Source organism: Pseudobacillus sp. FSL P4-0506 (assembly GCF_038003025.1).
In the GTDB taxonomy this organism is placed as follows: domain Bacteria; phylum Bacillota; class Bacilli; order Bacillales; family Domibacillaceae; genus Pseudobacillus.
On the sequence record NZ_JBBOOI010000001.1, the window covers coordinates 2,312,646 to 2,331,457 of the forward strand.

15 protein-coding genes are annotated in these 18,812 nt (G+C 40.8%); 12 read left to right on the top strand and 3 right to left on the bottom strand.

Annotated features, from left to right (window positions below):
- The first annotated feature begins 617 nt into the window (after positions 1–617).
- Together MKZ02_RS11575 and MKZ02_RS11580 are read left to right on the top strand one after the other, a co-directional pair.
- A complete protein-coding gene (locus MKZ02_RS11575; RefSeq protein ID WP_340856383.1) occupies positions 618–1,511 on the top strand; it encodes a DMT family transporter in 894 nt (297 codons plus the stop codon).
- A 78-nt stretch (positions 1,512–1,589) separates the two neighbouring features.
- On the top strand, positions 1,590–2,459 hold the full coding sequence (locus tag MKZ02_RS11580; RefSeq protein WP_340853640.1) for a YitT family protein: 870 nt from the start codon (positions 1,590–1,592) through the stop codon (positions 2,457–2,459).
- Between the two features lie 204 nt (positions 2,460–2,663).
- Here the strand turns inward: MKZ02_RS11580 and MKZ02_RS11585 are convergent, their stop codons facing one another.
- On the bottom strand, positions 2,664–3,863 hold the full coding sequence (locus MKZ02_RS11585; protein ID WP_120032231.1) for an MFS transporter: 1,200 nt from the start codon (positions 3,861–3,863) through the stop codon (positions 2,664–2,666).
- A gap of 264 nt (positions 3,864–4,127) precedes the next feature.
- Between MKZ02_RS11585 and MKZ02_RS11590 the strand changes: the two genes are divergently transcribed.
- From MKZ02_RS11590 to MKZ02_RS11605, 4 genes are all read left to right on the top strand, one after another.
- Positions 4,128–4,391, top strand: a complete 264-nt coding sequence (locus MKZ02_RS11590) for a DUF1292 domain-containing protein (RefSeq protein ID WP_340853642.1) — start codon at positions 4,128–4,130, stop codon at positions 4,389–4,391.
- 350 nt (positions 4,392–4,741) lie between these two features.
- On the top strand, positions 4,742–6,100 hold the full coding sequence (locus tag MKZ02_RS11595; protein WP_340853644.1) for an IS1182 family transposase: 1,359 nt from the start codon (positions 4,742–4,744) through the stop codon (positions 6,098–6,100).
- A gap of 227 nt (positions 6,101–6,327) precedes the next feature.
- On the top strand, positions 6,328–6,717 hold the full coding sequence (locus MKZ02_RS11600; protein ID WP_120032229.1) for a YybH family protein: 390 nt from the start codon (positions 6,328–6,330) through the stop codon (positions 6,715–6,717).
- Between the two features lie 397 nt (positions 6,718–7,114).
- A complete protein-coding gene (locus MKZ02_RS11605) occupies positions 7,115–8,785 on the top strand; it encodes a M4 family metallopeptidase (protein WP_340853646.1) in 1,671 nt (556 codons plus the stop codon).
- Between the two features lie 518 nt (positions 8,786–9,303).
- Here MKZ02_RS11605 and MKZ02_RS11610 read toward each other — a convergent pair.
- Both MKZ02_RS11610 and MKZ02_RS11615 read right to left on the bottom strand, forming a co-directional pair.
- Positions 9,304–9,486: a hypothetical protein gene (locus MKZ02_RS11610; RefSeq protein WP_259455778.1), complete on the bottom strand. Its 183-nt coding sequence runs from the start codon at positions 9,484–9,486 to the stop codon at positions 9,304–9,306.
- Between the two features lie 145 nt (positions 9,487–9,631).
- A complete protein-coding gene (locus MKZ02_RS11615; RefSeq protein WP_120032222.1) occupies positions 9,632–9,859 on the bottom strand; it encodes a hypothetical protein in 228 nt (75 codons plus the stop codon).
- Between the two features lie 274 nt (positions 9,860–10,133).
- Here MKZ02_RS11615 and MKZ02_RS11620 point away from each other — a divergent pair, with 274 nt between their 5' ends.
- The 6 genes from MKZ02_RS11620 to MKZ02_RS11645 all read left to right on the top strand — a co-directional run bounded on the left by MKZ02_RS11620 (position 10,134) and on the right by MKZ02_RS11645 (position 18,801).
- Positions 10,134–11,009, top strand: a complete 876-nt coding sequence (locus MKZ02_RS11620; protein ID WP_120032220.1) for a MerR family transcriptional regulator — start codon at positions 10,134–10,136, stop codon at positions 11,007–11,009.
- Positions 11,010–11,208: 199 nt separating this feature from the next.
- Complete coding sequence (locus MKZ02_RS11625; protein WP_340853649.1) at positions 11,209–12,555, top strand: APC family permease; 1,347 nt, start codon at positions 11,209–11,211, stop codon at positions 12,553–12,555.
- 38 nt (positions 12,556–12,593) lie between these two features.
- Entirely contained in the window at positions 12,594–14,213 is a 1,620-nt protein-coding gene (locus MKZ02_RS11630; RefSeq protein WP_340853651.1) for an amidohydrolase, read from the top strand.
- A 674-nt stretch (positions 14,214–14,887) separates the two neighbouring features.
- Positions 14,888–15,700, top strand: coding sequence for a carbon-nitrogen hydrolase family protein (locus MKZ02_RS11635; RefSeq protein WP_340853652.1), 813 nt, complete (start codon positions 14,888–14,890; stop codon positions 15,698–15,700).
- Between the two features lie 85 nt (positions 15,701–15,785).
- A complete protein-coding gene (locus tag MKZ02_RS11640) occupies positions 15,786–17,129 on the top strand; it encodes an APC family permease (RefSeq protein WP_340853654.1) in 1,344 nt (447 codons plus the stop codon).
- Between the two features lie 40 nt (positions 17,130–17,169).
- Positions 17,170–18,801, top strand: coding sequence for an amidohydrolase (locus MKZ02_RS11645; protein ID WP_340853656.1), 1,632 nt, complete (start codon positions 17,170–17,172; stop codon positions 18,799–18,801).
- Positions 18,802–18,812: the final 11 nt, after the last annotated feature.

Genomic DNA, 18,812 nt, shown 5'->3' on the forward strand with positions numbered 1-18,812 from the left:
GGTATGGGAGTAAGTTATATCGCATTAACAGAAGAAGCTCGAAAAACGGCTGGAAAACCAATTGGAGCGGCTTTTATTGTCTAAAGACAGCAAGCATATTGCTGCTAAAAAAGTGGATATTTCCTGCAACTGTCAGAGCCCAAAAATTGTTATTGATCGCATAAAAAATGCGTGGAAAAAATAAATAAAAAAAACTATAATTTATAAATGTGAAATCGTTTGTTTAGGATATGGCTCGCTCTGAGATTTCAACAAATTGAAATGTGGTAAGTTTTAAGAGGATTACTGACAATATAAATTTTGTAAGTTGATGAGAAACTAAAAAACCTGTATCAGCATAGTAAAAACCTCTTGCACTCCGTGGGATTCAAACGGATGTACAGGGGTTTTTCTAATTGTAATGAAAGCTAAAATAATGAGTGAAAGAAATTCAACCTGTGAATATTCCATTCAACAGGCTATTTTTTAGGTTGAAAAGCCAGCCTCTCAATGGATTTCTGCTTTGAAATTCAAAATAGCAGTAAAGAGATCTACGTAATTGGCACAAAGGGTATACGAAACATTTGAGTCAGTCTACAATAGGATAGTTGATATTTTACTGCATGGGGGTGACAACGATAGTAAAAGCGTATACTTGGCTGACCTTTTGTGTGGTTGTGTGGGGAAGTAATTTTGTTTTTGGCAAAATTTTAGTCCAGGATTTCTCACCAGCTTTATTAACTGCATTAAGGCTGCTATTTATTGTACTTTTTTTAGGTGGAGTTTCCTTCTACAAAAAACACTTTAAACGCATAAGTAAATCAGATTTTCTTGCAGTGTCTCTTCTTGGAATTATTGGTGTGCTGATAAATCAGTGGTCTTTCTTTGTCGGTCTGCAAACAGCTGATCCGACCACGTCCGCATTGATTTTAGCAATGACTCCCATTTTAACTGGCTTATTAGCAGCCCTTTTTTTAAAAGAGAAATTAACAATCCGGATGTTAGTAGGATCTATCGTAGCGATTACGGGAATTTATTTTGTTGTAACAAAAGGTCATTTATCGTCTTTGCACGTGGATAAGGGACTGGTATGGATCATAGTAACAATGATAACGTTCGCTATTATGATTATTATGACAAGGGTGCTCTCTAAAAGAATAGATGCACTGACTATTACCTTATATTCGAATGTAGTAGGTTTTGTTGTGTCGATTCCATTTGTTTTTCTATTAGATATCCCTTTACGAATAACTTCTAATAGCAAGGGTTGGGCTTTTCTAGCTGCAACGGCTATTGTAGTGCACGGTATAGCTACGCTGATTTGGAACAGTAACATTAGGTATGTGGATGCTTCAAAGGCTTCTATGTTATCTAATTTAGAACCATTTGTAGCCATGGTTACGGGATTAATCATTCTGCATAAACCAATAACTAAGATAGAACTTTTAGGCGCTTTATTCATAGTAAGCGGAGTTGTGCTATCTACCTATCAGCGAAAGAGTGCACAGGAACAAACGAAGGCTAGCGGTTAAGAGGAAATGTAACTTTTCTGCAATGAAAAGGCATGGTTTTATTTATGAGTTACCGTCAGGAAAGGACTGTCTCAAAGAATGATAAAACATACAGCTCAGACAAAATTACTCATGGAATATTTATCTATTATCATTGGCTCGGCCTTAGTTGGCTTGGCATATAATATTTTTCTGCTGCCGGCTCGGCTCGCAGCAGGCGGTGTTTCTGGTATAAGCACGATCCTGTATGAGCTATATCAGTACAACCCCGCTTATGTACAATGGGCTATTAATATTCCACTCTTTTTTATTGGCCTTTTGCTTCTGGGAAAAGATTTCAGCTTAAAGACGTTAGTAGGGATTTTCTTTGTTCCATTTACTATTTGGCTCAGCGCTGATATTCCTTTTAAGATTGATAATCCTTTACTGTCCGCTATCTATGGAGGAATTCTCCTGGGGGTAGGGCTAGGAATTGTTTATAGAGGAAAGGGATCAACAGGGGGACTAGCTACTGTTGCGCAAATTGTTAAAAAATATACAGGACTCTCCAGTGGCTATTCCCAGTTAATCGTTGACGGATTTGTTGTTATTAGCTCCGCCCTTGTTTTTAACTTGGAGCTTGCTCTTTATGCCATGATGGCTATTTATGTTACGAGCAAAGTCATTGATTTTGTCCAGCTGCAAACCTCACCCTCAAAGCTTGTTCTTATTATTACTGAACAGGAAGAGCAGATTCAATCCATTATTAAAGACGAAATTGACCGAGGATTGACAAAAGTGCGCTCCATTGGCGGGTTTTCCAATAAAGAAAAAACGATGATCCTATGTGTGGTTGAACAGCAGGAGGCTATTTATTTGAAAAAGGTATTACAAGAGCAGGAGCCATCTTCTTTTGTTGTATTTCTTAATGCTTCTGAGATTCTTGGAAGAGGTTTTTCTCTATCTAAGATTTATGGAACAGAAAAGTAATGGAAGAATCAAAAGGCTAATCATAAAAGGGGCTTCAAGGAGAAAACTCAGAAAGTTTGCCAGTTCGTTTTATGAGAACCTGTAGAGTAAAGGGGTGTCCCATGAGGACAACCCTTTTGTTCTTTCCACAGGAAAAAGAGTGTGGATGAAAAATAGTGCGGATCATTCGATCGTTTGATAACTGTTTATATGAATAGCTTATTTCTATTCAAGTTCCACTTGACGCGTTTCTCGGCCGAAAATGACCAATACAGCTACGCCGATAAAGATGCTGATGCAGAACAAACCGAAGATGAATGCAATAGAATAGTCGGCAGCAATTAAAGCTCCAACGAGAAGCGGTCCCAATATGCCGCCAATCCGGCCGATGGAAGCGGCCATGCCGGCACCTGTTCCACGAATGACGGCTGGATATTGTTCTGGCGTATAGGCATATAAGGCTCCCCAGGCACCAAGATTAAAAAAGGATAGTAAGATACCAGAGGTGATAAGCACAGCAGTTGTTTCTGCATTTCCGAATACAAGAGCGGAGGCAGCCGTTCCAATTAAATAGGTAGACAGGACAAACTTCCGACCTACGCGCTCAATAAGCCAGGCTGCTGTAAAATAACCAGGCAGCTGAGCAAGAGTCATGATTAACACGTATTCAAAGCTTTGGATCATACTAAATCCTTTCATGACCATGACACTTGGAAGCCAGAGAAACATGCCATAATAGGAAAAGACAACAGTAAACCAAACGGCCCATAGTACGAGAGTGGACCGGGCATATGCTTTCGACCAGACATCACGGATATTTTGGCCGATGGTGCGTTTTTCTGCTTTTTTCGGTGAAAATGCAGGAGAATCAGGCATGTTTAGGCGCAAATAAAGGGCATAAAACGCTGGAAGTGCCCCAAGTACAAGCGCAATTTGCCAGCCGAATGACGGAATAATAAAGTAAGAAATTAATGCAGCCAGCAGCCAGCCGAACGCCCAGAAGCTTTCGAGCAGAACGACTACTCGCCCTCGGTCTTTTGCTGGTACGCTCTCTGAAACAAGCGTCGAAGCAACCGGCAGTTCGCCGCCAAGTCCCATACCGACAAAAAAGCGCAAAATAAGGAAAGCGGCGAGTGTGGTCGTCAGTGCGGATAGGCCGCTTGCCAGTGAAAAGATCAGCAGCGTAATAATAAAAATATTTTTCCGACCCATACGGTCAGCCCAAAGACCGAATAGGAACGCACCAACAGCCATTCCGATTGAGTTCACGCTGCCGATCCAGCCCATTTGCTCTGGTGTCAAGTTCCAATCTACTTTTAGAGCAGCGATAATAAATGACAGCATGCCGACATCCATTGCATCAAACATCCAGCCAAGGCCGGCGATGCCAAGCAGCTTTTTCTGTGAAATTGTTTTTTCTGACATTGTGTCTATCTCCTTGTCTTGACAGCTATCTTTATATAAATATAGACGGGTGTAATGAAAAAAACAAGAAGTTTGTTGGAATATCGTTGAATTTGAAGGTTAGCAATTCTAATCTAAATTGCACCAATAGTATGGGAAAAACAAAAGAAGAAAATACTTAGGATGAAAATCGGCATTTCTTGCATGAATTACTCGCCCTTTGGAAATAAGATGACTAGAGGTCTTATTAAAACAAGAGGAATTTAAAAGGAGAGGGGTTATTGCATGGAAAATATTGAAGTAGGAGAAGTTTTCACGATTAGCGGTGAGAACGACGAAGAACAGAGGGTTGAAGTATTGGCCGCTATTAATATCGAAGGCACGCAATATGCGGCAGTCGGCTTTGTAGAGGATATTGAGGATGAAACAGAGGAAGACATTGACGTTTTCTTTTTAAAGGTCGACCAAGAGGGCGACTTTACCTCCATTGAAAGTGAGGAAGAGTTCGACAAAGTTTCTGCCGCCTTTGATGAAATTATGGAAGACTGATGGGCGCAGGAGGATAGACAAAGCAAGCTAAAGCACATGTACCCAAAGCCAACAAATTCTTGTTGGCTCAGACTGTAGACAAACTCAATGAAATTCTAGAGTTTGTCTACAGTCCTTTTTATTTTGCTTGTGAATGGGGGCTGTTGATTTCCATTCCAGGCGCTTCGCTTTCCGCGGGGCGGGCGGTGAGCCTCCTCGCCGCGAAAGCGCCTGCGGGGTCTCACCTGTCCCGCTGATCCCGCAGGAGTCTTTGCGCCATCCATTTCAATCAACAGGGGTTACAAAGTTAGAGTAGCCGTACAACCATACCTGTTTTAAAATAAATAGATCAAACACTTGAGGTGAGAAAGATGCTTTCGAAAAACAATCCAATCCAACGGAATCAAATAGAAATGATCGCTCTAGACCAGCTTGTACCAGAGAATCACCTGGTCCGTAAAATGGAGGCAGCGATGGATTTCTCTTTTATTTATGACTTGGTGGAAGGATTGTATGCGGAAGTGGGCCGCCCAAGCATTGATCCAATTATTTTAATTAAACTAACATTTATCCAATATGCCTTTGGCATTCGATCCATGCGCAAGACGATCGAGGAAGTGGAAACGAATATGGCCTACCGCTGGTTTCTCGGTTATGGATTCCATGATAAAGTGCCGCATTTCTCTACCTTCGGTAAGAACTACGAGCGTCGCTTTAAAGATACCGACCTGTTTGAACAGATCTTCTATCGTATCTTAAAAATAGCTGCCGAGAAAAAGCTCATTAGTGCGGAGCACGTTTTTGTGGATTCCACTCATGTAAAAGCTAGCGCGAATAAGCGTAAATTTGAAAAGAAAATGGTTCGCAAAGAAACACGCGCGTATCAGGAACGCCTCCAAGAAGAGATTAATCAGGACCGAGAGGATCATGGAAAAAAGCCGTTCCCGCCAGATAAGTTCGATAAAGAAGAAACGAAAGAAATCAAGGAAAGTACAACCGATCCGGACAGTGGCTACTACGTTAAAGACGAACGAACCAAACAATTTGCCTATTCCTTTCACGCGGCCGCAGACCGTAAGGGATTCGTAATTGGCACAATGGTCACACCAGGCAACACACATGACAGCCAAATCTTAGAGCCGTTAATGGAGAAAGTGATAGAAAAGGTAGGAAAACCTAAAGCTGTTGGTGCAGACGGAGCTTACAAAACACCTGCCATTGCCAGTTATTTAATGGAAAACGGCATGACACCTGCTTTGCCTTATACACGGCCGCGCACAAAAGAGGGCTTCTTCAGAAAGCATGACTATGTGTACGATGAACATTTTGACTGTTACCTTTGTCCGACAGGGGAAGTATTGAATTACTCAACGACGAATAAGGAAGGCTATCGTGAATACAGATCACCCAAACAGATTTGTACCTCCTGCCCTTTTTTAGCTAAATGCATGGAAAGCAGAAATCATCAAAAAGTGGTGACACGCCATATTTGGCAGAAATATATGGAAGAGGCCGACCATCTTCGCCACCACGAAGAAGTTAAAGCGATTTATGCGGAGCGAAAAGAAACGATTGAGCGTGTATTCGCAGATGCAAAAGAAAAGCATGGCATGCGTTGGACAACGTTAAGGGGACTTAAAAAATTGTCGATGCAAGCGATGCTTACTTTCGCTGCCATGAATCTCAAGAAAATGGCCAGCTGGACTTGGCGAGAACCAGAAATGGCTTAAATGATGACCTCGGAGAGGTCTATCTTTCTCTCGAATGGCTTTAAAACTACCGAAAAATCAAAAGGGGTTCGGAATAAGACTATTCCGAACCCCTTTTGTCGACAAACTGAGCCAACAAATTCTTGTTGGCTTTTTTTGGTGAGCAGGGAAAAAAGATAGTGTCATTGAGGTAAATCATGTAAAATCGATCTAATTAACATATTTTAGTATGGGGAAGGAAGGATCTTATGGAACATGAATTAACAGAGCTTATTAAAAAGTGTGATCTGGCAATTAAGCAGGAAGATTTTGATACATTGATGAATTACTATACCGATGATGCTATTCTCGTTATAAAGCCCGGAAAGGTAGCACAGGGCAAAGAGGAAATCAAAAAAGCATTTATCGCTATTTCCCAATACTTCAATAATACTCTCGTGCCGACACAGGGGGAAATGGTTATTCTGGAAGCTGGCGATACGGCGTTAGTTATTTCTCAGACGCTTTTGGATGCGGATAAACAGGAAACCGAATATTCAATGGATCGAAGAGCAACATACGTATTTCGGAAAAATTTACAAGGCAGCTGGCTTTGTGCGGTTGATAATTCATATGGAACAGAATTGATTACTAGATAGTCAAAAACGATCCCGTTAAGAAGTCTGTTTTTACTCCGAAAACGGAACCAGGTAAAGAATTATTCAGCAACTTTATATAATTCATTAAAAAATGATTTAGAAGCAGATGTTAAAAAGATTTTAATGGCGGGGCTTAAAAGACTTTATTCGACAAGCGGATACAGAGAGTATAGGTCAGCGCATAGTATGCTGGCTTTTTTATTATGGTTATAAATGGGTGAATTGTAAATAATACCATTTATCTACTATGAGTCTATGTTTCTGAGGATTAATTTCCTTAAAATTCTACTTTTTCTAGTAAAATGGAATTAAATTGAAAAAAATAGTATAAAAATAATTTTCAGCATGGTATGATGATTTCTGAATTACCATTCATGTTAACCAAGGAGGACTTAAAGTGAACAGAAAAGTTTTAGCTCTTGGATTGTCTCTCGGTTTAGCCACTAGTGTCTTCTCTCCTGCCTCATCGCTTGCCGCACCAAAAAATGTTTTGTCAAACTACAAGTATAATCAGTCAGTCGGTTCGCCTGAATTTGTCTCGGGTAACCTGACAAAACCAGCTAAAAAAAATGCAGAAAGCGTTGTGCATGATTATGTAAGCGCTAACAAAGACAAATATAAGCTCGGATCTAAATCTGCTAAAGAATCCTTCAAAGTAACATCAAGTAAAAAGGAAAAGGACGGGTCCACTGCTCTTCGACTACAGCAGGTATACAACGGAGTCCCTGTCTGGGGGTCTACACAAGCAGCCATGGTAACAGATAATGGCATCTTAACTGTATTCTCGGGCACAGTCACCCCTAACCTGGAAGATAAAAAAGGGCTAAAACATGAAAGGAAAGTTAATGCCAACCAATCAATTAAAATTGCTGAAGCTGATCTTGGTTTGATTCCTGAATATGAAAAAGAGCCAACGTCAGAGTTGGTTGTGTACGTGCAAGGCGATGATGCTACTTATGCTTATCTAGTAAACTTGAACTTCCTATCTCCAGAACCAGGAAACTATAATTATTTTATTGAAGCTTCAACTGGAAAAATACTGAATAAATATAACGACCTTCATGAAGCTAACACTCAGGAAACAAGCAAAAAAGAGGCCGCTAAGCCAGGTGCTGCAGCATCTACCAATACAACAGGCACTGGAAAAGGGGTGTTAGGGGATACGAAAAACCTGAATATGACGCTTTCAAGTTCAACCTATTATTTACAAGATAGAACAAGAGGCGGCGGGATCGTTACTTATGATGCGGCAAACCGTTCCCAAGTTCCTGGCACACTTTGGACAAGCTCTGACAATCTTTTAAATAGCACCTATGAGGCTCCAGCTGTGGATGCTCATTTCTATGCGGCTAAAACTTATGATTATTATAAGACAAAATTCAATCGTAATTCCTATGATGGTAGAGGGGCTGCCATTAGGTCAACGGTTCATTACGGCAGCAGATACAACAATGCGTTCTGGAACGGAAGTCAGATGGTATACGGAGACGGAGACGGTTCGACTTTTATTCCGCTATCCGGCGCGATTGATGTGGTCGCTCATGAAATTACGCACGCCGTGACGGACAGCAGCTCAGATTTAATTTATCAAAATGAATCTGGAGCCTTAAATGAAGCGATTTCAGATGTTTTCGGTACTCTTGCTGAATTTTACCATAACAGTAACGCTGATTATGAGATTGGAGAAGACATCTATACACCCGGGGTTGCAAATGATGCGCTTCGTTCAATGAGCGACCCTGCGAAGTATGGAGATCCTGATCATTATTCTAAACGCTATACAGGTACAGCAGATAATGGCGGCGTACACACGAATAGTGGCATCATAAATAAAGCTGCTTACCTTCTGGCCAAAGGAGGGACTCATTATGGCATAACAGTACCAGGTATTGGCAACGAGAAGGTAGGGCAGATTTATTATCGTGCGAATACCGTTTATCTAACAGCATCTTCGACTTTTAGCCAAGCTCGAGCTGCGCTGGTGCAGTCAGCAGCCGACCTCTTTGGTGCCGGTTCGGCGGAAGTAAATGCCGTCAGTAAATCTTTTGACGCTGTGGGAGTTAAATGATTATGTCCCTTTGAAAATATAGAAAATACAGGCCGCTTCTCTTTATGAAAAACCTGTTCTTCTAAACTCCCGTGAAAATGTTCACGAAGAAGGTAGTGATTTCCCTGTTATCCTATCCTTTTATTAATGAAATCAAGCTAGAGTGAGAGATGAATAGATCGCGAGTCGAAGAATTGACTTTTCTAATCACACAGCAGAAAAAAGCACCGCTTATGGTGCTTTTTCTTTTGGTTAGGCGCGTGCGCTCTGTGCGGAGTCTCACTATAATACTCGCTTTTCCCGCTGGAGTCACTGTCTTCTGTTACAACTAACTCTCAAAAGAATATCCTTTCTTTTTAACAGAGCCTTTGTTTATAACAATAAATAAAGGAAGACCGATTCCATAAGCGGATAAGGTGCAATCAACAAATAACCTCTTCTTTATTTAAGTATGATTGATATTTTGTATACAACTGCAAGAGGTAAAAGTAACCTGCCAATCCTTTTATAGAAATGATTGGCAAGTTGAAGTGATTTCATTAACTTAAAAACTTATGTCCAAACAAATAATAAAGAACTAGCGAAGAGCTCATAAAAAAAACAAAAAACAGCACCTGTTGAGGTTTAGAGCGGTTTTTCAGCCACTTCCATCTTTTGCTTTCCACATCAAGCCAGAAGAAGTCAATCATTAATGCGCCTATGATGACGATAACAAATGACATTAAGCTCAAGTATTTATTCACTCCTTTCCTTATTTTTTGCATGATACCATAATAAGGAATAAAAGATGGAGAAGTCGATGCTTTTAGTTAGGCACAACAGCGGCAAGCAAAGACAATGACCCTCTTTATTAAAAGAGGGTCATTGTTAATAATAGAACCATTGCCGGTTTTGACAAGGAGGAAATCCGTTGATATCTTGGACCGACCGATAATCATACTGCTTCAATGCAAATTGAGATTTATATAAATATTCGATGACAGAAACTTTCCCTCCAGACACACTGCATAAAATACCGGACACTCCCCGGCCGTTGGACAATGAGACGCCCACGGGCTGACCGATGAGCTCGCTAGCTTTATCCTGCCACGGCATGCTGATCACCCCTTTAAAAGCATCTTATGTATCCAATAAAATTAGGTGCTGGCAACGATTTAGCCGCTAGAAGAGAGGCCACACTTTGTAAAGAAAGCAATACTATATTTTAGGGATAAGAGCTAGAGGCAAAGAAAGGATTGTTCGGAAAAGAATGATTCACTCCCTTTTTTACTTCCTGTTCGTGATAAGAAATCTCTCTTTTACAACAGAAGTGGTCGTGCTATTATTTTAGTATATTTATTTCCAGTACTAGCTAGAAGGAGAAAGAGCCATGAGAAATAAGCTGAGTATAGGGGAAATGGCAAAGTTAAGAGGTATAACGGTGGATACACTGCGTCATTACGATAAAATTGGATTGTTAAAGCCCTACTACATTGACCCTGACACCGGATATCGTTATTACTCCATTTCCCAGTATGAAGTTCTCGGAACGATAAAGGAACTGAGGAAAATCGGTTTTTCCCTAGAGGAAATCAAGCAATTCTTAACAAACCGTAACGTTAAAAAATCCATTCAAACACTTCAAGAATCACTGGCTAATATAGAAGAAAAAATAAAGGGATTGCAAGATATCTATGATACTTTGAATACTCGACTATACAATATTGAATATTTCACTAATAGTTATAAGAATTCGGATATTGTAGTTAAACAATTTGAAGAGCGCGAATACATTCAGCTAGCTAGACCAGTAAGCTGGGGAGATAAAGAAAATCTTTATTTTGGACTATTAGAGCTCGAAAATAAAGTTGGTGGGATCATCCCAGTGTTGGCTAGTAACAAATTTGGGGATTTTATCAAAAAAGATTATTTTAACGACATTCGCCAATCAGCGGATGGACCTCTTAACCTTGATAAATATCAATCGCAACTATTTATTCTTGTAGAAAATCAATCGTCTGGACAATCAACACAAAAAATAGAAAAAGGGATATTTGCATGCTCTTACTATGGAGGGCTCACGAGAGAGAAAATGCTGACTCAGCTTAAAAAGCTGCTTCATTATTGTGATACTCATGGTTATATGATTACTGGTGACGCTATTAGGGTTATGCAAGTCGACATTTCTTTAACAGATCAATATGAGGAAGCCTACTATGAAATACAAATCCCTGTCCAAGAAAAACAAGTTCGAAGAAACCTTTGAAATGATAACGTTATCATTTCAAAGGTTTTTTCTATGGAAACAGTTGACTCTAGGGTTAGACGAGACTTTATGATGAAGTCATGCAGATGGAATGGGGGGATTCTTTAAATTCAGAATAATTGGATTTAAATAAAAATAGTCATTTTTCATTTTTATTATCAAATGTTAAGGAGAAACACTTTATAAGGAGGTTTAAGCTATGAAAAACATTGACTCACCAACCCTCAAGCGTTCGCTTACTCTTGTACATGTCGTTTTCTTCGGCTTAGCTTTTATGGCGCCTAAAACATTTTTTGCTACTTACGGGGTTGCCGTGCATAGCACCAATGGGATGATGCCAACTGCTTATGCAATCGCCTTAGTGGCTATGCTATTTACAGCTTACAGCTATGTCCAATTGGTGAAAGCGTTTCCGACTGCCGGGGCGGCTTATACGTTTACACAAAAATCAATCAGTCCGCATATTGGATTTATTGTTGGTTGGACGATCATTATTGATTATATGTTTAGCCCAATGATCAGCGCCCTAATCGTCGGAATTTCATTGAAAGCTTATTTCCCATCCATCCCGATAGTCGTTTGGATCATTTTGTTTATTGCGGTGATTACCACGGTCAATATTCTTGGTATTAAATTAGCGGCGAAACTTAATATTTATATGCTTCTTCTACAGATCTTATTGTTTGTGCTATTTTTTATTTTGTCGATTAAAGGGCTTCTTGAAGGAAAAGGGGCAGGTACATTATTTTCAACCGTTCCATTTTATGACCCCGGAGTTAGTGTACCGACGCTTCTATCTGTTGTCCCTATTCTCTGCTTTAGCTTTTTGGGTTTTGATGCAGTCACTACGTTGTCAGAAGAGACAAAGAATCCTAAGAAAACATTGCCAAAAGCGATTTATCTTGTAACGCTAATTGGTGGATTTTTATTTATTACGGGTTCGTATTTTGCTCAGCTGATTTTTCCGGAGTTCCAATCTTTTAAAGACCCTGAATCTGCTTATTTGGAGATTGCAATGTATGTCGGTGGAAGTCTTTTTGTGAGTTTCTTTATTGCAGTAGGACTAACCTCTACCACTGCTTCGGCCGTTGCCTCGGGAACGAGCGCCTCTCGCATTTTATATGCGATGGGAAGGGAAAATGTATTGCCGAAGAAGCTCTTTGGCTATGTGTCCCCTAAATATCATACACCTGTGCTTAATATTTTACTCATTGGCGCCGTTGCGTTAAGTGCTCTTTTTATCAATCTAACAACAGCCGTCTCATTTGTTAGTTTTGGGGCATTGTTCGCTTTTTTCTTTGTGAATCTTTCAGTGATCGCTCACTACTTCTTCAGAGAGAGAAAAAGGTCTTTCAAAGGAACGGTTCAATATTTGATCATTCCATTGATTGGCGCTGCTCTTATTGGACTGTTTTTCATAAAATTAGACCAGCATTCATTATTACTAGGCGGGGCTTGGCTTTTTATCGGATTTATTTATCTATTAAACTTAACGAAAATGTTTCGGCAACCGCCTCCTGAGCTTACCTTTGAAGAAGCTCAATAAAAGGGAGTAGATCTATATAATGAGAGGATTGATGAAGAATGAGTCAACAACTAGCTGATGTAATTATTTCAAGTAAGGCTGTATTTACAGGGCTTTGTGATCAACCGGAACCCGCGTCCATTGCGATTAAGGACAATAAAATCCTTGCGGTTGGTTCAGAGAAAGAGATAAAGGCTTACTTGGGTGAAAATACAAAAGTGTATCAATTTAAAGATCAACTAATTATGCCGGGATTCCACGATTTTCACCTTCATATTATGCAAGGAGCTGTTTCCCTTAATAGTGCGAATCTATTCGCGGCTCGTTCAGAAGATGAAGCGTTGGAAATGATCCAGGAATTTGCTCGATCAAATCCGGAAAATCCATGGGTCATCGGGTTTACATGGGATGCAGGGTACTGGGATACCCAGCAATTGCCGAATCGTTATTCATTGGACCGTATTCTTCCGGATCGCCCAGCGCTCATGTTTCATGCGGAAGGGCATTACGCATGGGTAAATTCAAAGGCGTTAGAAATCGCTCAAATTACCCGCAATACAGAAAACCCTTCTTACGGCATAATCGGCAAGGATGAAGAGGGAGAACCTGATGGTATTTTATATGAAAAAGCAATGAATGCGGTCGTGCATCATGCATTTAATTTTTCAAATGAATATAAAAGTAAAATTTTCTCTCATTTTTTAACCCATGCAGCAAGTTTAGGGATAACGGCTGTTCACGATTTACACGGGTTGAAAACAATAGAATCTCTCGATGTTTTCAAAGAATTTGAAGATAAAGGGGAATTAACCGCCCGCATTCATTTATGGCCTGCATTAAATGGCAATTTGGAGCATGTGAAACGGCTGCGGGAGACGTATCAATCGGACAAGCTTCGTGTATCGGGGTTGAAGCAATTTATTGATGGCGTGATTACCGCCCGTACGGCTTATTTAATAGAACCGTATGCAGACCAACCTGACACACGCGGAGAGGCGTCTTTTCCTCCGGAAACGATCAAAAAATGGGTAGTTGAAGCAGATCAGGAAGGGTTTAGCGTTCGCTTTCATGCCATTGGCGACGGAGCGATCCGCCTGGCTTTAGATGCTTATGAGGAAGCGCAAAAGACAAATGGCAAACGGGATTCCCGCCATTCCGTGGAGCATATCGAAGTGATTCACCCTGATGATATTCCGCGTTTCAAAGAGCTTGGCGTGACGGCGTCCATGCAGCCGGATCACTTTGCGATGTCTGAACGGGGGGTGTACACCGATCGAATCGGCCTTGAGCGTGAAAAGTATGTGTTTCCGATCAAGACATTGCAGGAAACTGGTGCAAACTTGGCCTTTGGAACGGATTTTCCCATCGATGTTTTGAACCCACTTCTGCAAATTTACCGTGCGGTAACGAGAATTGACAGCAGCGGAGAAACCGTCTGGCATCCGCATGAGCGCATCACACTTGCCGAAGCATTGAAAGCTTACACAGCCGGTCCTGCATATGGTTCATTTAGAGAGGGAGAGTTAGGAACATTGGAAGCAGGGAAGCTAGCGGATATTGTTGTGTTAGAGAAAAATCTCTTTGACTTACCTGCAGAAGACATACCTGATACAAAGGTGCAGGTAACAATTGTTGATGGGAAAGTAGTGTATGATCATGCCGGAGAATTAGTGAAATAATGAGTTAATTGTCCTATCAAAAGAACGGAAAATAAACAAACAAAAGCAGACCACTCATACTATAGAAAATGCAGGCGTAGAACAGATTAGCTATGAAATCACAAAGACGTGGAATAAGAACGGCTGAGAAGCAGTGCTTGAATAAGAAAGCAACTATTGATCTGTTAATTTCTTATGATCGGCCAGAGAACACACATAAACTAGGAGGTTTAGTCAGAAGTTAGGAACTTGAGCGATTTATCTGAAGCAATAGGGCTGCTGGCGAGACTTTGCAAAAAGACTGAGAATAGAAAAATATGAAAGGAACTTCTTGAAAAAGTGGAGTCTCGTCATCTAAAAAATATATGTGGGATAGAGAGCATCTTCATTTAAGCCATATAACGATTGAAAGGAAGCTAGAAACAGAGAATTAATTCATATATGAATTGTAATGCAAAAACAAATCAATCCTCCTGTTGTTAATTCAATTTTGCATTAGAGTATTCACATAATGACCTGGTTTTAAAGTAATCTAAACATTGGCACTATTCTTGCAAGTTATTAACTGAGCAAATATTACTAGTAGGAGGTTTATTAAGTCTTTTTGCATCACTAGGGGCTAAGCTCTTATAATGCAAAAATCGGTTTAGTGTTTTTGGAATATTTTTGACATCAGTTAAAGGGAGGATTTTATTATGAATCAAGTAACTATCGCATTAGCACAACTCATTTGTGAAGATGGGAAGGTTGAAAACAATCTTACTCGTTTGGATGAGGTCGTTAATAAGTATGGTCATTCTCACGACCTCATTTTGTTTCCTGAGACATTTATCATGGGGTTTCCTTCTCCAGAGGTTGCTCGTACATTAGCCGAGCCCTTGGATGGACCTCTTGTCAAACATTTAGAACGTAAAGCAAGAGAAGCTAATACTTCCATTGTTGTGGGCTTATACGAAAAGGAAGGAGAAAACATTTATAATACCACGATTCTAGTGGGACCGACAGGATTGTTGCTTTCTTATCGTAAGACTCATTTATGGGTGGGGGAAGAGGCAGTCGTCAATCCTGGAAATTGTTTCCGAAGCTGCGGCTGGCAAGACACAAAAGTCGGGCTGCTCATTTGCTACGATATAGAATATCCAGAAACAGCCCGGGCAGTTGCCAGCATGGGAACAGAGCTATTGTTAGTGACAGATGGAAATTGGGATGGTCCAGTACATCGTGTTGCCGTTCAAGCCAGAGCACAAGACAACCAGATGTTTGTTGCTTTGACAAATCGACTTGGAGAGCTGGAGGAAATTACGTTTTGCGGAGGGAGCATTGTCGTTGATCCATATGGACGGATAATTGCTGAAGCAGGATGCGAAGAAGAAGTATTATCAGCAACGATCGACTTGTCGCTTGTCCAGGAGAGCAGACAACAGTATCACTATCTGAAAGAGCGCAGGGTGTCACTTTCTACACCTTCGCAGGAAATTGGAGAGGGAGTTTGGGAAATTAAAATTTGATCATCTGAAGTATCTGCTTACTAAAAATGAATGGAAGTAAGAATATTAAGATGTAGTGTATGAATAAAAAAAGGAGGATTGATTAATGAATGCAAATTCCCCAACTCTTAAGCGTACCCTGTCATTAAAGTATATCGTGTTTTTTGGTTTGAGTTTTATGGCTCCCACCACTATGATCTCCACCTATGGAGTAGCTGTCACTAGCACAAACGGGATGATGACAACGGCTTATATCATTGCTCTAGTCGTTATGTTATTTACAGCCTATAGCTATGCACAAATGGTGAAAGCGTATCCAACGGCGGGTGCTGCTTACACGTTTACACAAAAGGCCATAAGTCCTCACGTTGGTTTTCTCGTAGGTTGGACCATTTTACTTGATTATATATTTAGTCCAATGATTAGCTCTTTATTTCTAGGAATAGCTATGAATGCTTATTTCCCTTCCGTTCCTATGTATGTTTGGATTATTATGTTTATTGTTATAGTTACAACTATAAATGTACTTGGTGTAACGGTTGCTGCCAAATTTAGTACCGCTATTCTGTTTATGCAATTTGGAACGTACGCCTTATTCATTATCTTTTCGATAAAGGGTCTTTTAAACGGTCAAGGAGCAGGAACGCTTTTTTCGATCCTTCCGTTTATGGATTCAAATGCGAATATATCTGACGTAATGTCCATCATTCCTGTTTTATGCTTTTCTTTTTTAGGATTTGATGCCGTCACAACCCTATCAGAAGAAGTGAAAAATCCTAAAAAATCGATCCCTAAGGCCATTTATCTGATTACAATCATTGGCGGGGCATTATATATCGTCGGTTCCTATTTTTTGCAGCTTGTCTGGCCAGACTACCAATCTTTTAAAAACCCGGAAGCTGCTTATATAGACATTGCCGCGTATATTGGCGGCAACTTTTTAATAAGCTATATCCTTGCAGAAGGAACTATGGCATGCTTTGCCTCTGCCATTGCATCAGGGACAAGTGCATCTCGTATTCTTTATGCAATGGGACGTGAGCGGGTACTTCCTGCCAAAATATTTGGGCATCTTTCACCTAAACATCGCACCCCTGTATATAACATATTAATCATAGGGTGTGTTGCTTTCAGTTCACTGTTCTTAAGTCTTACATTTGCTGTATCTCTCATAAACTTTGGGGCATTGTTTACTTTTACCCTTGTTAATCTTTCGGTTATCGCACACTATTATATCCGAAAAAAACAGAGATCCCTTAGGGGGACTATTCAGTACCTTATTATTCCGTTAATTGGCGCTTCGCTTACAGGATTATTTTTTGTGAAATTAGATATTCATTCACTAATACTGGGTGGAGTTTGGTTTACGTTAGGGTTTTTGTACCTGCTTAATCTTACGAAAATGTTTAAGCAGCCCCCGCCCGAGCTTGTTTTTGAAGAGGCGCAATAATAGCTGAGTACACAATTATAGATAAAAGGATGGATTAAAAATGAGTCAACAACTAGCTGATGTGATTATTTCAAGTAATGCAGTATTTACAGGGCTTTCCGATCAACCGGAACCAGCTTCCATTGCCATTAAGGATAATAAGATCCTTGCGATTGGTTCGGAGGAGGAGATTAGATCTTATTCGGGTGAAAGGACGAAAGTCTATCCATTTCACGACCAATTAATTATGCCGGGGTTTCATGACTTCCATCTTCATATGATGGATGGAGCTGTTTCGATGAACGGTGTTAATTTATTCTCAGCCCGTTCTGAAGAAGAAGCATTAGAGATGATTCGTACATTTGCCGAAGCGCGGCCGGAAGATTCATGGATCATCGGCAATTCCTGGGATGCAGGATACTGGGATACCCAGCAATTGCCGAATCGTTATTCATTGGACCGCATTCTTCCGGATCGCCCAGCGCTGATGTTCCATGCGGAAGGGCATTACGTATGGGTGAATACGAAAGCTTTAGAGATTGCTAACATTAATCGAGATACAGAGGATCCTTCTTACGGTATGATCAGCAAAGACAAAAATGGAGAGCCCGACGGTCTGTTGTACGAAAAGGCCATGGATACAGTATTCCGTCATGCTTATAATTTTACAAAAGAACAAAAGCGGGAACTGTTCGCTAATTTCCTTAATCATGCCGCAAGCTTAGGAATAACGGCTGTTCACGACTTATTTGCAATAGAGGCATTGGAAATGCTTAATGACTATGATGTATTCAAAGAGTTCGAAGAGAAAGGAGAATTAACCGCCCGCATTCATTTATGGCCTGCATTAAATGGCAATTTGGAGCATGTGAAACAGCTGAGGGAGACGTATCAATCGGACAAGCTTCGTGTATCGGGGCTGAAGCAATTTATTGATGGGGTGATTACCGCCCGCACCGCTTATTTACTTGAGCCTTATGCTGACCAACCCGACACTCGGGGAGAGGCATCCTTCCCTCCGGAAACGTTTAAAAAATGGGTGGTTGAAGCGGATAAAGAAGGATTTAGCATTCGCTTTCATGCCATTGGCGATGGAGCGATCCGTCTGGCTTTAGATGCCTATGAGGAAGCGCAAAAGACAAATGGCAAGCGGGATTCGCGCCATTCGGTTGAACATGTCGAAGTGATTCACCCTGATGATATCCCGCGCTTCAAAGAGCTTGGCGTGACGGCGTCCATGCAGCCGGATCACTTTGCGATGTCTGAGCGGGGGGTGTACACGGATCGAATTGGTTCTGAGCGAGAAAAGTATGTGTTTCCGATCAAGACATTGCAAGAAGCCGGGGCGAAATTGGCGTTTGGGACGGATTTTCCCATTGATGTCTTGAATCCGCTTTTACAAATTTACCGTGCGGTAACGAGAATTGACAGCAGCGGAGAAGCTGTGTGGCATCCGCATGAGCGCATCACACTTGCTGAAGCATTGAAAGCTTACACAGCCGGCCCTGCGTACGGCTCATTTAGAGAGCAGGAATTAGGGACATTAGAGGCAGGGAAGCTGGCGGATATTGTTGTGTTAGAGAAAAACCTTTTTGACATACCCACTGAAGACATACCGGATACGAAAGTGCAGGTAACAATTGTTGATGGAAAGGTTGTTTTCGATCATACCGATTCATTAATAGAAAAGTAAGATAGCTCAAA

What these genes read in the sequence shown, in the direction of transcription:
- MKZ02_RS11640 (WP_340853654.1), top strand. Translation starts at nt 15,786, where the DNA reads ATGAATGCAAATTCCCCAACTCTTAAGCGTACCCTGTCATTAAAGTAT.
- MKZ02_RS11630 (WP_340853651.1), top strand. Translation starts at nt 12,594, where the DNA reads ATGAGTCAACAACTAGCTGATGTAATTATTTCAAGTAAGGCTGTATTT.
- MKZ02_RS11620 (WP_120032220.1), top strand. Translation starts at nt 10,134, where the DNA reads ATGAGAAATAAGCTGAGTATAGGGGAAATGGCAAAGTTAAGAGGTATA.
- MKZ02_RS11600 (WP_120032229.1), top strand. Translation starts at nt 6,328, where the DNA reads ATGGAACATGAATTAACAGAGCTTATTAAAAAGTGTGATCTGGCAATT.
- MKZ02_RS11590 (WP_340853642.1), top strand. Translation starts at nt 4,128, where the DNA reads ATGGAAAATATTGAAGTAGGAGAAGTTTTCACGATTAGCGGTGAGAAC.
- MKZ02_RS11635 (WP_340853652.1), top strand. Translation starts at nt 14,888, where the DNA reads ATGAATCAAGTAACTATCGCATTAGCACAACTCATTTGTGAAGATGGG.
- MKZ02_RS11585 (WP_120032231.1), bottom strand. Translation starts at nt 3,863, where the DNA reads ATGTCAGAAAAAACAATTTCACAGAAAAAGCTGCTTGGCATCGCCGGC.
- MKZ02_RS11645 (WP_340853656.1), top strand. Translation starts at nt 17,170, where the DNA reads ATGAGTCAACAACTAGCTGATGTGATTATTTCAAGTAATGCAGTATTT.
- MKZ02_RS11610 (WP_259455778.1), bottom strand. Translation starts at nt 9,486, where the DNA reads ATGTCATTTGTTATCGTCATCATAGGCGCATTAATGATTGACTTCTTC.
- MKZ02_RS11580 (WP_340853640.1), top strand. Translation starts at nt 1,590, where the DNA reads ATGATAAAACATACAGCTCAGACAAAATTACTCATGGAATATTTATCT.
- MKZ02_RS11625 (WP_340853649.1), top strand. Translation starts at nt 11,209, where the DNA reads ATGAAAAACATTGACTCACCAACCCTCAAGCGTTCGCTTACTCTTGTA.
- MKZ02_RS11595 (WP_340853644.1), top strand. Translation starts at nt 4,742, where the DNA reads ATGCTTTCGAAAAACAATCCAATCCAACGGAATCAAATAGAAATGATC.
- MKZ02_RS11615 (WP_120032222.1), bottom strand. Translation starts at nt 9,859, where the DNA reads ATGCCGTGGCAGGATAAAGCTAGCGAGCTCATCGGTCAGCCCGTGGGC.